This is a genomic window from Arthrobacter livingstonensis (assembly GCF_003219815.1).
GTDB classification, from domain to species: domain Bacteria; phylum Actinomycetota; class Actinomycetes; order Actinomycetales; family Micrococcaceae; genus Specibacter; species Specibacter livingstonensis.
This window is the reverse complement of sequence record NZ_QJVD01000009.1, coordinates 118,111-137,022: the sequence shown is the minus strand read 5'-3', so window position 1 is coordinate 137,022 and position 18,912 is coordinate 118,111. Positions and strand designations below refer to the sequence as shown.

18 protein-coding genes are annotated in these 18,912 nt (G+C 64.9%); 9 read left to right on the top strand and 9 right to left on the bottom strand.

What is annotated here, in order from left to right; all coding sequences use genetic code 11:
• Window positions 1-11 precede the first annotated feature (11 nt).
• Both CVV68_RS10335 and CVV68_RS10330 read right to left on the bottom strand, forming a co-directional pair.
• Window positions 12-458 (bottom strand): SRPBCC family protein, encoded by a 447-nt coding sequence (locus CVV68_RS10335; protein WP_110500917.1) that lies wholly within the window; start codon window positions 456-458, stop codon window positions 12-14.
• Window positions 455-1,387: a LysR family transcriptional regulator gene (locus CVV68_RS10330; protein WP_110500916.1), complete on the bottom strand. Its 933-nt coding sequence runs from the start codon at window positions 1,385-1,387 to the stop codon at window positions 455-457. Before CVV68_RS10330 ends, CVV68_RS10335 begins: the two co-directional genes overlap by 4 nt.
• 523 nt (window positions 1,388-1,910) lie before the next feature.
• Between CVV68_RS10330 and nrdH the strand changes: the two genes are divergently transcribed.
• From nrdH to CVV68_RS10305, 5 genes are all read left to right on the top strand, one after another.
• On the top strand, window positions 1,911-2,165 hold the full coding sequence (nrdH, locus tag CVV68_RS10325) for a glutaredoxin-like protein NrdH (RefSeq protein ID WP_110500973.1): 255 nt from the start codon (window positions 1,911-1,913) through the stop codon (window positions 2,163-2,165).
• 125 nt (window positions 2,166-2,290) lie between these two features.
• Window positions 2,291-2,767 carry a class Ib ribonucleoside-diphosphate reductase assembly flavoprotein NrdI gene (gene nrdI, locus CVV68_RS10320; RefSeq protein WP_110500972.1) on the top strand — a complete coding sequence of 159 codons (477 nt, stop codon included), beginning with the start codon at window positions 2,291-2,293 and terminating at the stop codon, window positions 2,765-2,767.
• A 14-nt stretch (window positions 2,768-2,781) separates the two neighbouring features.
• Window positions 2,782-4,902, top strand: coding sequence for a class 1b ribonucleoside-diphosphate reductase subunit alpha (nrdE, locus tag CVV68_RS10315; RefSeq protein ID WP_110500971.1), 2,121 nt, complete (start codon window positions 2,782-2,784; stop codon window positions 4,900-4,902).
• A gap of 110 nt (window positions 4,903-5,012) precedes the next feature.
• Window positions 5,013-5,990 carry a class 1b ribonucleoside-diphosphate reductase subunit beta gene (nrdF, locus tag CVV68_RS10310; protein ID WP_110500915.1) on the top strand — a complete coding sequence of 326 codons (978 nt, stop codon included), beginning with the start codon at window positions 5,013-5,015 and terminating at the stop codon, window positions 5,988-5,990.
• Window positions 5,991-6,053: 63 nt separating this feature from the next.
• Complete coding sequence (locus CVV68_RS10305; protein WP_211320794.1) at window positions 6,054-6,572, top strand: NUDIX domain-containing protein; 519 nt, start codon at window positions 6,054-6,056, stop codon at window positions 6,570-6,572.
• A gap of 79 nt (window positions 6,573-6,651) precedes the next feature.
• Here the strand turns inward: CVV68_RS10305 and CVV68_RS10300 are convergent, their stop codons facing one another.
• Both CVV68_RS10300 and CVV68_RS10295 read right to left on the bottom strand, forming a co-directional pair.
• Window positions 6,652-8,283, bottom strand: coding sequence for an AMP-binding protein (locus CVV68_RS10300; protein WP_110500914.1), 1,632 nt, complete (start codon window positions 8,281-8,283; stop codon window positions 6,652-6,654).
• A 40-nt stretch (window positions 8,284-8,323) separates the two neighbouring features.
• Entirely contained in the window at window positions 8,324-9,574 is a 1,251-nt protein-coding gene (locus CVV68_RS10295) for an FAD-dependent oxidoreductase (protein ID WP_110500913.1), read from the bottom strand.
• A 282-nt stretch (window positions 9,575-9,856) separates the two neighbouring features.
• Here CVV68_RS10295 and CVV68_RS10290 point away from each other — a divergent pair, with 282 nt between their 5' ends.
• The 4 genes from CVV68_RS10290 to CVV68_RS10275 all read left to right on the top strand — a co-directional run bounded on the left by CVV68_RS10290 (window position 9,857) and on the right by CVV68_RS10275 (window position 12,555).
• Window positions 9,857-10,321, top strand: a complete 465-nt coding sequence (locus CVV68_RS10290) for a DUF4262 domain-containing protein (RefSeq protein WP_245933469.1) — start codon at window positions 9,857-9,859, stop codon at window positions 10,319-10,321.
• Window positions 10,322-10,466: 145 nt separating this feature from the next.
• Window positions 10,467-11,009, top strand: coding sequence for a DedA family protein (locus CVV68_RS10285; RefSeq protein ID WP_110500969.1), 543 nt, complete (start codon window positions 10,467-10,469; stop codon window positions 11,007-11,009).
• A gap of 20 nt (window positions 11,010-11,029) precedes the next feature.
• The gene (locus CVV68_RS10280; RefSeq protein WP_110500911.1) at window positions 11,030-11,842 is read left to right on the top strand and encodes a thioesterase family protein; all 813 of its coding nucleotides are present in this window, start codon (window positions 11,030-11,032) and stop codon (window positions 11,840-11,842) included.
• On the top strand, window positions 11,839-12,555 hold the full coding sequence (locus CVV68_RS10275) for a lipoate--protein ligase family protein (protein WP_110500910.1): 717 nt from the start codon (window positions 11,839-11,841) through the stop codon (window positions 12,553-12,555). The genes CVV68_RS10280 and CVV68_RS10275 overlap by 4 nt, the downstream gene beginning before the upstream one ends.
• A 7-nt stretch (window positions 12,556-12,562) precedes the next feature.
• Here CVV68_RS10275 and CVV68_RS10270 read toward each other — a convergent pair whose 3' ends face one another.
• The 5 genes from CVV68_RS10270 to CVV68_RS10250 are packed head-to-tail and all read right to left on the bottom strand — an operon-like array spanning window position 12,563 to window position 18,906.
• Complete coding sequence (locus tag CVV68_RS10270) at window positions 12,563-13,738, bottom strand: serine hydrolase domain-containing protein (protein ID WP_110500968.1); 1,176 nt, start codon at window positions 13,736-13,738, stop codon at window positions 12,563-12,565.
• An 8-nt stretch (window positions 13,739-13,746) separates the two neighbouring features.
• Window positions 13,747-15,471 (bottom strand): ABC transporter ATP-binding protein, encoded by a 1,725-nt coding sequence (locus CVV68_RS10265; protein ID WP_110500909.1) that lies wholly within the window; start codon window positions 15,469-15,471, stop codon window positions 13,747-13,749.
• Window positions 15,468-16,355, bottom strand: a complete 888-nt coding sequence (locus tag CVV68_RS10260) for an ABC transporter permease (RefSeq protein ID WP_211320788.1) — start codon at window positions 16,353-16,355, stop codon at window positions 15,468-15,470. Before CVV68_RS10260 ends, CVV68_RS10265 begins: the two co-directional genes overlap by 4 nt.
• Window positions 16,352-17,308 (bottom strand): ABC transporter permease, encoded by a 957-nt coding sequence (locus CVV68_RS10255; protein WP_110500966.1) that lies wholly within the window; start codon window positions 17,306-17,308, stop codon window positions 16,352-16,354. Before CVV68_RS10255 ends, CVV68_RS10260 begins: the two co-directional genes overlap by 4 nt.
• Window positions 17,308-18,906, bottom strand: coding sequence for an ABC transporter substrate-binding protein (locus CVV68_RS10250; protein ID WP_245933459.1), 1,599 nt, complete (start codon window positions 18,904-18,906; stop codon window positions 17,308-17,310). Before CVV68_RS10250 ends, CVV68_RS10255 begins: the two co-directional genes overlap by 1 nt.
• Between the last annotated feature and the right edge of the window lie 6 nt (window positions 18,907-18,912).

Sequence of the window (18,912 nt, the reverse complement as noted above, 5' to 3'; positions counted from 1 at the left end):
CGTGGCAGGCGTCAGGCCGGGCGGCACAAGAAGGCGTTCCGCTCGGCGATGAGGCGGCGGAGGTAGCGGTCCAGGACCAGGCGCTCGGCCAGGCGCCCCAGCGGTCCGAACGGTGCGGTAAACGTGACTTCGTCGACCATGGTGGTCACCCCGCCTGCCGAGGTGAAGGTGTGTACGTGACGGAACTCCTTGAAGGGCCCCCTGACCTGCCGGTCCGTGAATCGACGGGGGTGTTCCACTTCCGTCACCAGGGAGGTCATCCGAAAGCGGACGCCGAAGTGGCGGCCATGCCATGTTACTGTTTGGCCCTCACCGATCTGGCCGGTGAGCACCCCTCCCACTGCGCGCTCACCGGAAGCGGCCATGGACGCCACATGGTCGTCGATGCTCGAGGAACGCCGGAACAGGACTTCCCGCGGCAGGGCGCTCGTTGTTTCAACACGAAAGTGGACGCTCATGCGGGACTGTCCAGCGAGCTGGTGCGCGTCAGTTCGCCCAAAATACCGGCCAACTTGTCCATGAACACTTCGATCCGTGCCGTGCGCCCGTCATTGATGATGAGGGCGAAAATATTGCGGGCCAGGCGGATCTCGGGCACGTCCAGCACCACCACATTGTCCGGGCGGCGCGTCAGCGCCAGTTCGGGCACGAGTGCTGCGCCAAGGCCCACCGAGGCCAGCTGCAGGCTGGCATTGAAGTCGTCGCTGTACGCGGCCACACGCGGGTGCAGGTTGCAGCTGGCAAAGAGCCGCTCGATCACGGTGGCATCACTGGTGCCAGGATGGTGCATGATCCATGGCATGTCGGAGAGCTGGGCGGCGGCAACATTGGCCCCCGGCCGGATCCCCCAGGACTTGGGGAGCACCACCCGGAAATTGTCGTCTCCCACCCACTGCCGGTTGATGGTGTGCGGCCAGGCAAGGCCGGCCTGGCCCACCTGATACACCAGGGCCACGTCCAGCTCGCCGCCAATGCGCAGCCCGGAAATGGTCTGCTGGGGCTCGCCTACGGACACATGCAGGTTGATGCCCAGATCCGGCCAGTCGTGGCTCCGCAGCAGCCGGGGCAGCACATAGGTGGCCAGCGACGGAAAAATACCGAGCCGCAGTTCCTGGCTCGTGCCACGGTCGGTCCGGGAGCTGGCAGCCAACAACGCGTCAATGTCCGTCAGGACCTTGGTGGCGTGCCGGCTCATCACCAGGGCGGCATCCGTGGGCAGCACGCTGCGTGCCGAGCGCTGGAACAGCGTGACGCCGGTGTCGCGCTCCAGCGCGGACATTTGCTGTGAAACCGCCGACGCCGTGTAGCCCAGGGCGGTGGCGGCAGAGGCAAACGAGCCGCGCCGGACTACCTCCAGCAGGGTTTTCAGGTGGATCGGATTGATCACCGCATGCTCCTTGTCGCACTGTCGTGGCCTGTCCTGCAAGCATATGTGTCCGGACCACGGGACGGGTGTGCCGTGGGCCCGGGGACGGGTGAGCCGTGCCCCGGGACGCGTCCGGCATGGCATCCGTGCGGTGCCGGCGGGAGGTGCGTGTGTGGCAATGCTGCCGACACGCCGGATGCCGTCGACACGCCGTCCGAAATTAAGTGGGTAACTACTCCACAGCCTGTGGACAGCAGTGGCTTAAACGTTGGATTCCTGCGCTTTTAAGTTCACGAAGCTGTGGACTACTGGTGCATAAAATGACATACTTGTAATACATCATCTTGGGGTCGCTTCCGTGGGCGTGCACTACATGTAGTATCTAGTACAGCAAATCAAGCAGTTCGGGCAGCAGTTCAAAACGGTGCCCGGAACGCTGGCGAGGCCGTCGCAACAGCTGTCTGGCCCCACCGACAGTGAGCGCGCCGTACGCGGGACGCAAATGCAAATTCCACACAGCTTTTATGACAAGGGGATCTCGATCATGACCGTTACGGTTTACACCAAGCCCGCCTGCGTTCAATGCAACGCCACGTACCGGGCCCTGGACAAAAAGGGCGTCACGTACCAGAGCGTGGACATCACCGAAGATCCCGCTGCGCTGGAACGCCTTCTCAGCCTTGGCTACCAGCAGGCACCGGTCGTCATCACCGACGCCGACCACTGGTCCGGTTTCCGCCCGGACAAGATCGCCGCCATCAGCCAGGGCGCCGGGAACGAAGCGTCGAACGTAGCGTAAACCCCGGCGGGACAAGTGCCTGCGGGACCACGAAACTTCATGTGCCGCAAGTGCACACGGGTGGGGCCGACCGCCAAAGACGTCGGCCCCACAACAGCAAGCAAGTACCGCAGGAAGCGATGACCATGTCAGCCGTAGCAGCAACACCAGCTGTGGACCGGGAAACCGGCCGGCACACCTCCAGCAGCCTGATCTACTTTTCCTCAATATCCGAGAACACGCATCGGTTTGTGGAGAAGCTCGCCACGGATGCGGCAAGGCTGCCGGTCTACACCCGTGACGAGACGCTTTTGGCCCTTGAACCATTCGTCCTGGTCCTGCCCACCTATGGCGGGGACTCCGGGCACGGGGCAGTGCCGAAACAAGTCATCAAGTTCCTCAACGTCCCATCGAACCGTGAGTTGATCCGCGGGGTCATTGGCGCGGGGAACACAAACTTTGGTGAAACGTATTGTCTGGCCGGGGACATCATCTCGGTCAAATGCCAGGTACCGCATCTCTACCGTTTTGAATTGATGGGCACGTCGGAGGACGTGGACCGCGTTCACGAAGGATTGGAAGAATTTTGGACACGATTGTCTCAGAAACAGGCGCAGCAGTGAAGGCGTCCAAGGACATGCCGGCCGCGTGGGAAGGCCTTGGCTACCACGAGTTGAATGCCATGCTCAACCTGTATAACGCCGACGGCGAAATCCAGTTTGACGCCGACCGCGCCGCAGCCCGACAGTACTTCCTGCAGCACGTGAACAACAACACGGTGTTCTTCCATGACCTGGAGGAGAAGCTGGATTACCTGGTGAAGAACGAGTACTACGAGCGCGAGACGCTGGACCAGTACACGATGAACTTCATCCGCGAGCTCTACAACCACGCGTACAAGAAGAAGTTCCGCTTCGAGACCTTCCTGGGTGCGTTCAAGTTCTACACGTCCTACACGCTGAAGACATTCGACGGAAACCGCTTCCTGGAGCGCTACGAGGACCGCGTGTGCATGGTGGCGCTCCACCTGGCGCGCGGTGACGAGCAGCTGGCCCTGAAGATGGTCGACGAGATCATCGAAGGCCGTTTCCAACCAGCCACCCCCACCTTCCTGAATGCCGGAAAGAAGCAGCGCGGCGAGCTCGTCTCCTGCTTCCTGCTTCGCATTGAAGACAACATGGAATCCATTGGCCGCTCCATCAACTCGGCCCTGCAGCTGTCCAAGCGCGGCGGCGGCGTGGCGTTTGCGCTGACCAACATCCGCGAGGTGGGTGCGCCGATCAAGCAGATCGAGAACCAGTCCTCCGGCGTCATCCCTGTCATGAAGCTCCTCGAAGACAGCTTCTCCTACGCCAACCAGCTCGGTGCCCGCCAGGGTGCGGGAGCCGTGTACCTGCACGCCCACCACCCCGACATCAACCGTTTCCTCGACACCAAGCGCGAGAACGCGGACGAGAAAGTGCGCATCAAGACCCTTTCCCTAGGTGTTGTGGTCCCGGACATCACCTTTGACCTGGCCAAGCGCGATGAGGACATGTACCTGTTCTCCCCGTACGACGTCGAAAAAGTGTATGGCGTGCCGTTCTCGGACATCTCAGTCACCGAGAAGTACTACGAGATGGTGGACGACGCCCGGATCAAGAAGACCAAGATCAAGGCCCGCGAGTTCTTCCAGACCCTTGCCGAAATCCAGTTCGAATCCGGCTACCCCTACATCATGTTTGAAGACACCGTGAACCGGGCCAACCCGATTGACGGCAAGATCATCATGAGCAACCTGTGCTCGGAAATTCTCCAGGTTTCCGCGCCCACCAGCTACAACGACGATCTTTCCTACGCGGACACCGGCAAGGACATCTCCTGCAACCTGGGCTCGCTGAACATTGCCAAGGCCATGGATTCCCCGGACTTCGGCAGCACCATCGAGACCTCCATCCGCACGCTCACCGCGGTGTCGGACATGTCCAACATCACCAGCGTGCCGTCCATCGCCAAGGGCAACGACCAGTCGCACGCCATTGGCCTGGGCCAGATGAACCTGCACGGTTATCTGGCCCGCGAGCGGGTCCATTACGGGTCGGATGAGGGCCTGGACTTCACGAACATCTACTTCTACACGGTGGTGTACCACTGCCTCCGCGCATCGAACCTGATCGCCATGGAGACCGGTTCCACGTTCGCGGGCTTTGAGAAGTCCAAGTACGCCAGCGGCGAGTTCTTCGACAAATACACGGATGCGGAGTGGGTTCCCCAGACTGCCCGAGTCGTCGAGCTGTTTGACGGCATCCACATCCCCACCCAGGACGACTGGCGTGAGCTGAAGGCTTCCGTCATGGAGCACGGCATTTACAACCAGAACCTGCAGGCCGTGCCGCCCACCGGTTCGATCAGCTACATCAACAACTCCACCTCCTCCATCCACCCGGTGGCGTCGAAGATCGAGATCCGCAAGGAAGGCAAGCTGGGCCGCGTGTACTACCCGGCGCCTTACCTGACCAACGACAACCTGGAGTACTACCAGGACGCGTACGAAATCGGCTTCGAAAAGATCATCGACACCTACGCAGCTGCCACCCAGCACGTGGACCAGGGCCTGTCCCTGACACTGTTCTTCAAGGACACCGCCACCACGCGGGACATCAACAAGGCCCAGATCTATGCCTGGAAGAAGGGCATCAAGACCATTTACTACATCCGTCTCCGCCAGCTCGCGCTAGAGGGCACTGAGGTGGAGGGTTGCGTCTCCTGCATGCTGTGACGCTGCATCACTGAAGAGCACGACGGCGGGCGCTTCCCGCCGTCGTGCCTTCGGCTTAGGATTGAGCTGGCTCCGTGGAGCCCCAAGGATTTAGTGGAAAGAGAAGAACGATGACACCGGAAAAGCTGAAGTTGGCGAGCCATGTTGTGGCCATCAACTGGAACCGCATCGAGGACGAGAAGGACGTGGAAGTCTGGAACCGCCTGGTCAACAATTTCTGGCTGCCGGAAAAGGTGCCGCTGTCCAACGACATCCAGTCGTGGGCAACGCTGACCCCGGACGAGCAGCTGCTGACCATGCGCGTATTCACGGGCCTGACCCTGCTGGACACCCTGCAGGGCACCGTCGGCGCTGTCTCGCTGATCCCGGATGCCATCACGCCGCACGAGGAAGCCGTCTACACGAACATTGCGTTCATGGAATCGGTCCACGCCAAGAGCTACTCGTCGATCTTCTCCACGCTGTGCTCCACGAAGGAAATCGACGAGGCCTTCCGCTGGTCGGTGGAGAACCCGAACCTGCAGAAGAAGGCTCAGATCATTGAGTCCTACTACTACGGCGACGATCCACTTAAGCGCAAGATCGCCTCCACGCTGCTGGAATCCTTCCTGTTCTACTCCGGCTTTTACCTGCCCATGTACTGGTCCTCGCGCGCCAAGCTGACGAACACCGCCGACCTGATCCGCCTGATCATCCGCGACGAGGCCGTGCACGGCTACTACATCGGCTACAAGTACCAGAAGGGCCTGGAAGGGCTTTCCGAGGAGCGCAAGGCTGAGCTGAAGGACTACACCTTCGAGCTCATGTATGAACTCTACGAAAACGAGGTTCAGTACACGCACGACCTCTACGACTCCGTCGGTCTGGCCGAGGACGTCAAGAAGTTCCTGCACTACAACGCCAACAAGGCGCTGATGAACCTGGGCTACGAGGCCATGTTCCCCTCGGCCGTCACCGATGTGAACCCGGCCATCCTATCCGCGCTTTCGCCGAATGCGGACGAGAACCACGACTTCTTCTCCGGTTCAGGATCTTCTTACGTGATCGGCAAGGCGGTCAACACCGAAGACGACGACTGGGACTTCTAGCCCTTGTCCACGCATGACTCCGCAGCCGCGGCAGCCCGGTTCGTCCGGGATGCCGCGGCCGTTGTGCGCCCGGGCCACATTGCCGGTCCCCGGGATCCCGGCGACGCCTGGGTCGAGGGCGACGCCGGGAAGTTCTGGGGCAGGTTTGGTTCCGCAGGGCTCCTGGTGTTCGACGCCGGACGCGGGGTCCTGCTGCAGCATAGGGCAATCTGGTCACACCACGGCGGCACCTGGGGCCTGCCCGGTGGCGCCCTGCACGAGGGCGAAAGCCCCGTGGACGGGGCCCTGCGCGAAGCATGGGAGGAAGCCGGCGTGCCCAGGGAAAACGTGGAACTTCTGTTTACCTCGGTGTACGACGTCGGCTACTGGAGCTACACCACGGTCGCCGTGCGGGCGGTTACGCCTTTTGAGGCAACCATCAGCGACCCCGAGAGCCTGGCTCTCGAGTGGGTGCCAAAGGACGAGGTTGCTGAGCTGCCGCTGCACCCAAGCTTCGCTGCGTCCTGGCCCGGACTGAACGTGCGCCTGCCCCCGGGGTTTGGTCCGTTGGATACGCGAGGCGACGGCCCGGTATTTTCGTAGGCGACGTCAAGGAGGAGGGAGGCCGCCCCGCGGCCGAGGGCCGGGAAGTCGCCGAGAAAACGCCGGACCGTTGCCAGTATCAGCCGAGGCCCAGCAATTCCACCGTGGTGGCGCGCATGTCCATCTTGCGCACCTTGCCGGTGACAGTCATGGGGAATTCGTCCACCACCAGCACGTAGCGCGGCACCTTCTGCCGCGACAGGTGCCCCTCGCAGAAAGCTGCCACGCCAGCCTGGTCCAAGGCGGGGGCACCGGGCTTCATCAGGAGCCAGGCGCACAGCTCTTCGCCGTACTTTTCATCCGGGACGCCTATGACCTGGACGTCGGCAATGTCCGGGTGCGAGTACAGGAACTCCTCAATTTCCCTCGGGTACAGGTTCTCCCCGCCCCGGATCACCATGTCCTTGATCCGGCCCACGATGTTGACGTAGCCGTCGTTGTACATGACGGCGAGGTCGCCGGTGTGCATCCAGCGGGCGGAGTCAATGGCGGCGGCGGTCTTTTCGGGGTCGTTCCAGTAACCGAGCATCACGGAATAGCCGCGGGTGCAAAATTCCCCCGGGGTCCCTCGAGGGGCAGTCAGGCCCGTTGTGGGGTCCACAATTTTCACCTCAAGGTGGGGGTGCACCCGGCCCACGGTCTCAGTGCGGTGGGCCACGTCGTCGTCCGTCTGGGTCTGCATGGACACCGGCGACGTCTCGGTCATGCCATACGCAATGGAGACCTCGGACATGTGCATCTCCGTCATGGTGCGCTTCATGACCTCCACCGGGCAGGGCGAGCCGGCCATGATGCCGGTGCGCAGGCTCGTGAGGTCGAAGCTGGCGAAGTCGGGCAGGTTGAGTTCGGCAATGAACATGGTGGGCACGCCGTACAGGGCGGTGCAGCGTTCCTCCTGGACGGCCCGAAGCGTGGCGGCGGCGTCAAAGGACGGCGCCGGAATGACTATCGCAGCCCCGTGGGAGGTGGCGCCCAGGTTGCACATGACCATGCCAAAGCAGTGGTAGAACGGTACCGGCACACACACGCGGTCCGTCTCGGTGAGATTGATGGTCTCGGTGACGAAGTAGCCGTTGTTGAGGATGTTGTGGTGGCTGAGCGTGGCGCCCTTGGGTGAACCCGTGGTGCCGGAGGTGTACTGGATGTTGATGGGGTCGTCGGTGCTCAGGGCCGCCATGGCCTGTTCGACGGCGTCCGCCGCCACCGCCGCGCCGCCAGCCACGAGCGCGTCCCAGGAGCCGGTGCCGATGTAGACCACGTCGGCCAAGTCGGGGCACTCGGGGTGGACGGCGTCGATCATGCCCGCGTAGTCCGAGCCACGGAATTCCGGCAGGGCCACGATCATGCGCATCCCGGACTGCCGCACCGCGTACTTGAGCTCATGCTGGCGGTAGGAGGGGTTGACGTTGACCAGGATGGCGCCGATCTTGGCCGTGGCGTACTGGATGAGCACCCACTCCGGCACGTTCGGTGCCCAGATGCCCACCCGGTCACCCTTGGCGACGCCGGCGGCGAGGAGCCCGCGGGCCAGGGCGTCGACATCGTCATTGAGCTTCCCATAGCTCCAGCGCCGGCCGGACGGCACGTCCACCAGTGCCTCACTCTCGGAAAAGCGGGCGGCCGTACGGGCAAAGTTGGCGCCAATCGTGTCGCCGAGCAGTGCGGTGGTGGAAGTTCCGGAGGTGTAGGAAGCTTGAACGTCGTTGGTCATGGTTCGATGCTAATGCCCGAATCGGTTAATGTGTACTAACTCACATTCGAGGTTTCTCCCGCGCGCCGCTGCGGAGCCTTTCCGGCAGGAAGCCGCGCCCCACCAGGCGCGCCGTGAAAGGGCGGGCCGCAGTGGCGGCGAGGGTGGCCAGACGCGCCTGCCATTGCGGCATCGAGTCAAGGCGGGCCGCTCCGGCATCGGACAGGATCCGGTGGACCTGCTGCTGCAGCGGCTGCATCAGGCGCACCGGCCATTGGCGCCGGCGCTGCAACCGCTGCATGGCCTCGTCCGTGGGGCCGCCGGCCAGCAGTGGCGGTGCCAGGAAGCGGGCGGCGGCCACAGCGTCCTGCACCGCGTAGTTGACGCCGACGCCAAAGACCGGGCTCATGGCGTGGGCAGCATCGCCGATGCACAGCAGTCCGGGCACCCACCACTGATTTAGGCGGTCCAGCTGCGCGGACAGGAGCTTGACCGCGCCCCAGTCCCGCAACGATTCCACCGCCACGGCAAGGAAGGGGGCGTTGGTGCGGATGCTGTCCTTGAAGGCGTCCAGCCCGTCGGTCTGGATCCTGCTGAAGCTGCCCTTGGGGATCAGCATGCCCATCTGGTAATAGTCCGTGCGCGGGATGGTGATGAGCATGGTGCCGTTGCGAAGGTATCCCAGTGTGTCCGGTGGCGGCGACGGGGGAGTGGGAAGGCGGAACCACAGCACGTCGATGGGGACGCCGAGGGCCACCGGGCTCAGGCCGGCAGCAGCACGTGCCGTGGAGCCCCGCCCGTCCGCCGCCACCGTCAGGGATGCGTTAAGCCGAAGCGGGCCTCCGGGTCCCTTCGCCAGCACGCCGGACACGGCCCCACCGGTGTGGAGCAGGCTGGTCACCTCGGTGTCCATCAGCAGGTGAAAGCTCCCCAGGGTGCGCCCTTCCGTCGCGAGCAGGTCCAGAAAGTCCCACTGCGGCATGAGCGCTATCCGCTTGTTTGGCCCGCGCAGGGTGCCGAAGTTGACGGGGGTCAGCCGTGTCCCGCCGACCACGATGTCCAGCGTCGTGATGCTGCTCTGGGGAATCTGCAGGAACTTCCCCCGCAGGCCCAACTGGTCGATCAGGTCCAAGGTGGAGGGGTGGATGGTGTCTCCGCGGAAGTCCCTGAAAAAGTCCGCGTGCTTTTCCAACACTGTGACGTCCACCCCCTCGCGGGCCAGCAGGAGGCCCAGCATCATGCCGGCGGGCCCGCCGCCGACGATGCAGCACGTGGTCTCCGTCGCGGCTTCAGTCGGAACAGATTCAGTCATGGGGTTCCTCCCGGGGCGTGCCGAACCAGGCTTGGTCCTTACGATGCTACGCCGCAGGGACGGAGTGTGGCAGTGCCGGGTCTGTGACGTTCCCGGTCGGCAGGTACTGGAGTGCCCATCAAGGAGCCTGCAATCAAAGGGAGGCGTCGTGCATGGTGCCTGCACAGCACCAGGCAGGTGGCGGAGCACCCACAATCGGGCGCCCGGGCCTGCTGCCCTTCCTTCCGGAGGGGAAGACTTGAACCCTGGACGGGTCGGAGGAAGGAGCGGGACGTGTGCGAAATGTGCGACGGAAAGTCATGGGAGCAGGTTCGTGAGCAAAACAGGAAACGGATAGCCCGGTACGGCTACACCACTGTCCTGGTTGAAGGCTCTCCTGGCTCGCCGCCGTTCGGTTACACCATGGGGCTCACGAAGTCGGGGCACCCGGAACTGCTGGTCACCGGCCTGGACGCCAGGGCGGCACAGGCAATGCTGACGCTCTTTGCGACGATGGTGCTCTCGGGTCAGGAGTCGTTTGTCCCCGGACTGGCGTTGTTGGGGGATGAATGCTCGGTGTACTCGCTGGAGGTTGTCCACCCGGAAGACGTCTTGATCTGGGCCCATGAGTTGTACGGGTGCCGCATGTCGGCCATCCAGTTGGTGTGGACCGATGTAGAGGGGCGGTTTCCGTGGGCGCCCAATGCCAACCCGGAGCTCCTGCAACCCTTGCATGGAATCCTGCCGCCATCGTGGGGCGCAGGCTGAATGACGGCCCCTGTCACGTGGGCCCTGGAAGGCCGGGGTCAGGAATGGGCCATTAGGGAAACCCGGCGGGCGTTCGCTACGATGAAGGGAGCCAATTAGCGCAAGTTTAAGTAGCCGAATTTCTTACGGGGGCAGCACACGAATGATGGAAAGCATCGGTTCCCTGCCGTTCATTTGGGCCTACCTGATGTTGTTTGTGGTCGTCATGCTGCGCTCCAATGCGACCTACTGGGCTGGCCGCGGTGTGGCCGCCGGCGGCCGCAGGAGCAGAATGCAAAAGTACCTTGATTCTCCTGCGGTGCTCCGCGCCGAGAAGGCCATTGCCCGCTGGGGCGCTCCCGCCGTGAGCGTGAGCTTCCTGACCATCGGCGTGCAGACTGCCGTCAACCTGGCGGCAGGCGTGGGGCGGATGCCCCTGCGCCGCTACGTTCCCGCCACGGTTGTCGGCGCGCTGGCCTGGGCGGCCATTTACGCCACCGTCGGCCTGGCGGCGTTTGACGCTGCCGTCGCGGCGGCCGCGGGCTCGCCACTGGCCCTCGTTTCGCTGCTGCTGCTTGCCGGGGCCGCTGCGTTGGGCATCCACCTCATCCGCGTCTCCCGGCGCCGCAGGCTGGACCGGACTGCGCTGGACGACTGCCCTGTCATGAATCCGGAGCCGGGCGTTGCACGGTCAATGACGCACCCCTGACGGGCGGTAAAGTCGTAGCCATGCACGAAACCACCACAACCTCCGGCTCACAGGCGTACTACCGGCACCTGGGGGGCGGCCGTTACGAGTCCACCGTTCATGCCCAAGGCGCGTGGAACGATCACGAACAGCACATGGCCCCCGTGGCGGGCCTGCTGGTTCGCGCACTGGAACAGTTCGAGCCGCGCGAGGGCATGCGGCTGACACGGTTCAACTTTGACATCCTCGGACTGATTCCGGCCGGCGAATTCAACATTGAAACCACGGTGCTGCGTCCAGGGCGCACCATTGAGCTGCTGGAGGCGCAGCTGGTTGCCGGCGGCCGCACCGCGGTGCGCGTGACGGCGTGGCGCATGCTCACCCTGGATACGACGGCGGTGCAGGCCATTGAGGACGAGCAGTTCACCCCGCTCGCGGAGTCCCAGTCCTGGCACGGCCTGAACATCTGGCCCGGTGGCTTCATTGCCTCCCTGGAGGGCCGCACGGTTCCCGGCCACCGGCCCGGCCACGGGCGTGCCTGGCTGCGCACGCCCCATGACATGGTCGACGGCGAGCCCACCTCCGCGCTGGTACGCCTCCTGGGGCTGGTGGACAGCGCCAACGGCATTGCCGCCCGAGTGGCCCCCGGGGCCGGCAGCTACATGTTCCCCAACGTCGACCTGTCCGTGCATGTCTACCGCGAGCCCGTCGGCGAATGGCTGGGGCTTGACACGCACGTGTCGTTTGCGGGGGACGGCATTGGATTAACGTCCTCGGTGCTGCACGACGTCACCGGGCCATTTGGGCGCGCTGAACAGATCCTGACGGTGCGTCCCATCCCGCACGCCAAGTGAGCCGTCTTCTGGCTCCAAGCCTGGCCGTGCACCGCCAGGCGGAGTCGCTGGGTGCCGAAGCGGACCTGAACCGCGGGCTGGAGCTGCTTGCGGAAGTGAAGGCGGGGAGGCTTCCCGCCATGCTGCGCCTGTACAGGCCCGAGCCCACCGTGGCCTTCGGCCAGCGGGACACCCGGCTGGCGGGCTTCGCGGAGGCCAGGAAGGCATCACTGGCCCACGGCTTCATCCCGGCCGTGCGCCGCGCCGGCGGCCGTGCCGCGGCATACCACCGGGGCACACTGATCGTGGACCACATCCAGCCGCAGGAAGATTCCATCGCCGACGCCAAGGCCCGTTTTGGCTTCTTTGGCGAACTGTTCACCGACGCTCTCCGCTCCCTCGGCGTGGACGCCGGGGTGGGGGAGATCCCTGGCGAATACTGCCCGGGCGAGTTCAGCGTATTTGGCCGGGGCACGCCCGGCCCTCTCAAGCTGGTGGGCACGGCACAGCGCGTTGTTGCCGGCGCCTGGCTTTTCAGCTCGGTGATAGTGGTGCAGGACTCGGCCCCCATCCGGGGGGTTCTCGTGGACACTTATGATGCCCTGGGCCTGGCCTGGGACCCACGCACCGCCGGTGCCGCCGAGGACCTGGCCCCGGGGATTACCGTGGACGCCGTCGAGGCCGCCGTCCTGACCGCCTACTCCCGGGACACCGAGCTGGTCACCGGGCTGTAGGCAGGGACTACGGGACGGTGCGGGCCAGGGCGGCCAGCAGGTCCTTGGCGCGCCGGTCCTGGTCTTCGGAGAGCATCTCATTGCTCAGGAACGAAAATCCGATGTTCTTGTCCGGCCAGGCGCCATGGAGGCCGCCGCCGGCGCCGGAATGCCCAAAGGCCGGGGCGACGGGACCATAGCTGCCCAGCGGATCGGCGAGTTCATAGCCCAGGCCAAAGCGCAACGGCCGGTCATTGACCGCATCCACGCCTTCCGCCCAGGTCGTGGTCGCTGCGGCCAGGGTCTCCGCGGAGACCAGCGCAGCGGCGGGAGCCGCCAGGACGGAGTACAGGGCCGCCATGGCGTCAGCCGTGGCTATGCCGCCGCCGGAGGCCATTTCCGCACGGCGCATCTCCACAGAGTTGAAGGGGTCGCCGGTTCCGGTGAGGCTCTGGCCGTACATCCGGTCCACGATCTTGCGGCGGACGGGATCCTGGAGGAACGTGCTGATGGCGTAGTTGTCCGAACGGAAGACCGTGGCCAGCCGCCCGTCGAGGGATTCGGGCAGGCCAAGGTGGATCTCCAGGTCCAGGGGCCCGGCCACAAGCTCCTTGAACAGAGTCCCCACGGTCTTGCCCGTCGCCCGGTAAAACAGTTCGGCGGTCAGGTAGCCGTACGTCAGGGCGTGGTAGGCGACCCTGCTGCCGGGAGTCCACAGGGGAGCCTGGGCGGCCAGCAGCGCGGCCTGGGCCCTGTTGTCGTAGCGCAGGTTTTTGCCAGGCTCGGGATCGACGTAGACCAGCCCCACGGTGTGGCTGAGGATGTGTGCCACGGTGACGGATTCCTTCCCGGCTGCGGCAAACTCCGGCCAGTAGGCCGCCACCGTGGCGTGCGGGTCCAGCAGTCCACGGTCCACCAGAATCGCGGCAATCGTGGCCACCACGCCCTTCGTGCCGGAAAACAGCACGGCCATGGTGCCTGCCGACCAGTCCGCAGCTTCGCCGGCCCCCACTGCCGGGGATCCGCCGTCGCGCACGGTGCGCCCGCCGTAGAACCGGGCCAGCGGGGCGCCGTCGCGGTACACGCAAAAGGCCATGCCGCCCTCCGCCGTGGCCAGGTGTGTGGCAAACACATCCTTGAGGCCATCGAAGCCTGCTGCCGGGAGGCCGTCGTTGTGGGTGGTGATGGCTGGTGCTGTGTTCATGGGCATCCTTAGAAAGTGGGGACGTTGGCCAGGAGCTCCTGGGTGTAGCCGTGCTGCGGGTTGGTCAGGACGTCTTCGGTGGTGCCCAGATCCACGATCCTGCCCTTCTGCAGCACGGCCAGGCGCTGGGAAATGTGCCGGGCCAGGGCAATGTTGTGGGTTACGAAGAGCATGGACATCCCTGTCTCCGACTGCAGCGTCCGCAGCAGGTCCAGGATGGAGGCCTGCACGGAGACGTCCAGGGCACTGGTGATTTCGTCGCACACCAGCAGAGACGGCGCATTGACCAGGGCCCGTGCAATGGCCGCGCGCTGGCGTTCCCCGCCGCTGAGTTCACCCGGGCGGCGGTCCATGTAGCTCCCGCCCAGGCGCACCTGGTCAAGTGCCTCAAGCACCTTGGCCCGGCGATCCCTGCGGTTGCCCACGCCTGCCATCTGCAAGGGGACACCCACGGACTCGGCGATGGTGCGGCGCGGGTTCAGCGAGGAAAACGGGCTCTGGAAGACATACTGGATCCGGCGGCGGTCCCCGGCCGAACGTTTCCGGGTGCCGGTGGCCAGCTCAGCGCCGGAAAGTTCGACGGCGCCTGTGTAGTTGTCATTCAAGCCCGCCATACAGCGCGAAAGGGTGGTCTTGCCGGACCCCGACTCGCCCAGCAGCATTATGGATTCGCCTTCCATCAGCTCGAAGTCGATGCCGTTGAGCACCTTGTGCCCGCCATAGGACAGCGCAAGGCCGCGGACCTGTAGCAGCGGTGCGGATTCTTGTTCGCGGACCGCCACGGTGGCGGGCAGCAGCTTCGCGTCATCAGCCCGCGGCGTTGCCGTGGTGGTGTCGGGAATTCCGAGCGGGCCCGGAACCACCAGGGGATGTTCGCCCGTGATGGCCTCCACCTCGCCGACCCGTCGTTTTCCGGCCAGGTCAGGCACGGCCCGCAGAAGTCTACGGGTATAGGGGTGGCTGGGGGAGAACAGCACCTGGTCCGTGGAACCGTGCTCGACGATGTCGCCCGCGAGCATGACGGCAACCTCATCGGCGACCGTGGCCACCACGGCCAGGTCGTGGGTGATGTAAAGCCCCGCCACCTGGTGGCGTTCCGCCAGCTGGTCAATGGTCTCCAGGACCACGGCCTGCGTGGTGACATCCAGACCGGTGGTGGGCTCATCGAGCACCATGACGGCGGGCCGGCAGGCAAAGGCCATGGCAATGCCCACGCGCTGCTGCTGCCCGCCGGAAAGCTGGTGCGGGTAGCGGCGCTGGTAGCTGCGGCTGTTGTCCAGGCCCACTTCGGCCAGAACCTCCGCCACGCGTTCGAGGCGTTCGGCGGTCGCGTCCCCGAAGTGGTGGACGCGCAGCGTTTCCAGGATCTGTTCGCCGATGCGCATGGCGGGGTTCAACGACAGTGCCGGGTCCTGGGGGACATAGGAGATTTCCCCGCCGCGCAACGTGCGCAGCTGGTGTTCGGGCAGCTCCAGGAGGTTGCCCTGTTCGCCTCCGTTGAGGGTGACGGAGCCGCCCGTGAGTTCCAGGCCCTGGCGGAAGTGGCCCATGCAGGCCAGCCCGGCAGTGGTCTTTCCGGAGCCTGACTCACCCACCAGGGCCAGGATCCTGCCCGGCTGGAGGGTGAAGCTGATGCCGTGGAGGATTTCGGCCCCCGTGACGGTGGAGACCCGCAGCCCCGTTGCGCTCAGGGCGCTGGTGGTCTTGTGCTGTTCAATCACAGTTGTGCTCATGGCTGGTTCCCCGCATTCAAGTTGGCTGAGGCCCGCGCCAGCGAGTCGGTCAGCAGGTTGGTTCCCACGGTCAGCACCGCGATGGCCAGGACCGGCAGGATGACTCCCCACGGCTGGACCACCAGGGCAATCCGGTTCTCATTGATCATCAGGCCCCAGTCTGCGGTGGGCGGTTGCATGCCCAGGCCCAGGAAGGACAGTGAGGCGACGAAGCCGATGGAGTAGGTCATGCGCAGTCCCAGTTCCACCATCAGCGGCCCGGTGATGTTGGGCAGCACTTCGGTGACCAGGATCTTCCATTTGGGGACGGCATACATTTCGCTGGCGCGGATGTAGTCCTCGGTGATGACCGACGCCGTGGCGGAGCGGGTGACGCGGGCAATGCGCGGGGCATGGGTGATGCCAATGACCACAACCAGCACCCAGCCCTTGGGGCCAAGCACGGTGATCGCCAGCAGGGCAAAGACCAACTGTGGCAGGGCCAGCAACACGTCGTTTCCCCGCATGATCAGCCCGTCCAGGCGGCCGGCCGAGTAGGCCGCCGTCATGCCGACGGCCACGCCCGCGGCCATGCCCAGCAAGGTGGCGAGCGCCGCGTAGACGATCAGGCGCAGTCCGCCGTCCAGGAAGCGGGAGAGCACGTCGCGGCCCAGGTTGTCGGTGCCGAACATGCCTACCGGCTTGAACGGACGCCCGGTAAATTCGGTGCTGGTAAAACCGGTGATCCAGGGGAGCAGCAACGGGCCCAGCAGGGCAACGGCCAGGACCAGGACGGTGAGCGCCAGGCCCAGCTGTGCCTGGCGCTGGCGCATCATGCGGGCGAACAGGCGGGGCGGCCTTTTGACCTTCCCCACCGTTTCCAGGGGGGCTTCGGCAATGCTCATCGGACTGCCTCCGTGCGTAGTTTCGGATTGGTGAGGATTCCCACCAGGTCTGCCAGGAGGTTCACCACTATGTAGGCCGCGGCAATGAGGATCGACAGGGCCTGCACCACCTGGACGTCACGGTTGGTGACAGCGTCCACCAGGGCGCTGCCGATGCCGGGGTAGCGGAACAGGAATTCGATGACGACCACGCCGCCGGCCATCCAGGCCAGCTGGATGGCAATCACCTGGGCCACGGGGGCCAGTGCGTGCGGGACGGCGTGCTTGAGGATGACGTCGCGTTCGGGTACGCCCTTGAGGCGGGCCATTTCGACGAAGCCGGAATCCAGGACCTCAAGCATGGTGGCCCGCATCATCCGCACGATGTAGGGGGTGACCACCAGGGCAAGGGTCAGGGTGGGCAGGACCAGCTGGATCGGATAGGCCCAGACGGCTTCCCCGGGAGGGGCCATGGTGACCGACGGAAAAATCTTCAGCACCGAGGTGGACAGCAGGGTGATCAACGCAATGCCGACGACGAACTCCGGCAGTGCGGCCAGCACCAGGCTGAATCCGGTGGCGACATGGTCCAAGGGCCGTCCCCGCCTGAGCGCGGAGAACGTGCCGACAATGATGCCCACGGGGATGGAAACCAGGGAGGCCAGGCCCATCAGGACGAGGGAGGCCTGGATGCGTTCGCCGAGCAGCTCCGAGACCGGACCGCCTGTGGCCGCGGAATAGCCAAGGTCGCCAACGAACAGCCCGCCGATCCAGTTGAGGTAGCGCTGCCAGACGGGGTCGTTGAGGCTCATCTGCTCGCGCAACGCGTCCAGCCGGGCGGGCGTGGCCTGCTGGCCAAGGATGGCCTGGGCAGGGTCGCCCGGCAGCAGGAGGGTGGCCACAAAAACGAGCATCGATGCGGCGAAGAGAATGACGACACTCACCAGCAGCCGGCGGAATATCATTTTGGCGATCACCGGGTGACTCCAATCCATGCCCGGCGGAATTCATAGCCGGAAAGGGACAGCCCGGTCTTGTTCGGGATCAGGCCGGCCACATAGCTTTGGTAGGCGTCAGCCTGGTTGGGGAAACCCCAGATGATGTAGCCGCCGCTGTCGTAGAGGATTTCCTGGGCCTGGGAGATCAGGGCGCTGCGCCTGGTCTCGTCGATTTCCGTGGCGGCCTCCTTGACGAGGACCGCGAAGTGCGGGTCGTCAAGGTGGGTTTCGTTGAACGGCGAGGTGGGCAGCGACGAGCTGTTGGCCTGGGGCAGGAAGTTGCGGGTGTACCAGAAGTCCTGGGCGAAGGTCCAGGAAAGGTAGTCGTCGCCAAAGTACGTGGTGGTGTCCACGCGGCGGAGCTTCACCCGGATGCCTGCCGCTGCGGCCTGCTGGGCAAAGACCTGGGCGGCCTCGACGGCGCCGGCCTGGATGGGTGCCGTCACCAGTTCAATGTCGATGCCGTTGGGGTAGCCGGCCTCGGACAGCAGTTTTTTGGCTGCCGGGATGTCCTGCCGGCGTTGGGGCAGCGTTTTGGCATGGCCCGGGTCGAACGGCGCGTAGAGGTCGTTGCCGACCGTGCCGTTGCCGCTGAGCACCTGTTCGATCATCTGCGGCCGGTCCACGGCCAGCCGGAACGCCCGGCGGACCCGCACGTCGTCAAAGGGCTTTTGGTCCACGCGCATGGTGAACGGCATCCAGGCGCCGGTGGCTGAATTCAGGATCTTGATCCGTGGATCGGCGCCGATGACATCCAGCAGTGCCAGGGGAATTTGGCCGATTGCATCGACCTGGGTGGAGAGCAGCGCGTTGATCAACGCGTCGTCGTCGCTAAAGTTCAAGATGTCCAGTTCGTCAAGGTGCGGCTCGTTTTCGCGCCAGTAGTCGTCGTTGCGTGCGAAGACGCTGCGGCGGCCAGGATCAAAGCTCTTGGCCTTGAACGGGCCGGTTCCGACCGGGCGGGCCGGATCGTAGTCTCCCGGAACGATGCCCAGGGCATATTGTCCCAATGAGTCATCGAAGGTGGCGGTGGGCGTGTTGAGCCGGAATTCGACCACGTAGTCGCTGACCGGCACAACCGCATCGAGGATGGAAAGGGAGGCTGCCGAGCTTTTCGGGTCCTTGGGGTTGGTGATCCGGGCGAAGGTGGCGACCACATCCTTGGCCGTCATCGGGCGGCCGTCGTGGAAGCGGACGTCAGGGCGCAGCTTCACGGTCCACACGAGTGCCGCGTCATCCGGCGTGGCGCTCAGCGCGAGCAGCGGTTTCAGGGCGAAGTTCTCGTCGCGGTAGAGCAGTGCCTCATAGAGGTTCACCACCCGGGCAATGTCGGTGGTGCTGACGGGGGCGTGGGCATCCAGGGAATCTGCGGAGCCGCCGCCGGCCAGGCCGACCCGGAGGCGCCCGCCCTTCACGGGAGGGCCTGCGGGAGCGGGGATGACGGAGGCTGCACCGGTGGTGCACGCACTCAGCAGAATGCCCATGCCCAGCACCATGCCGCCCAGGACGTTGCGGCGCGAGTGTGCCGGGCCGGCCTTCTGTAGTCGATGGTCGTAGGGTTCAGGGGAAATCAAGGCAAA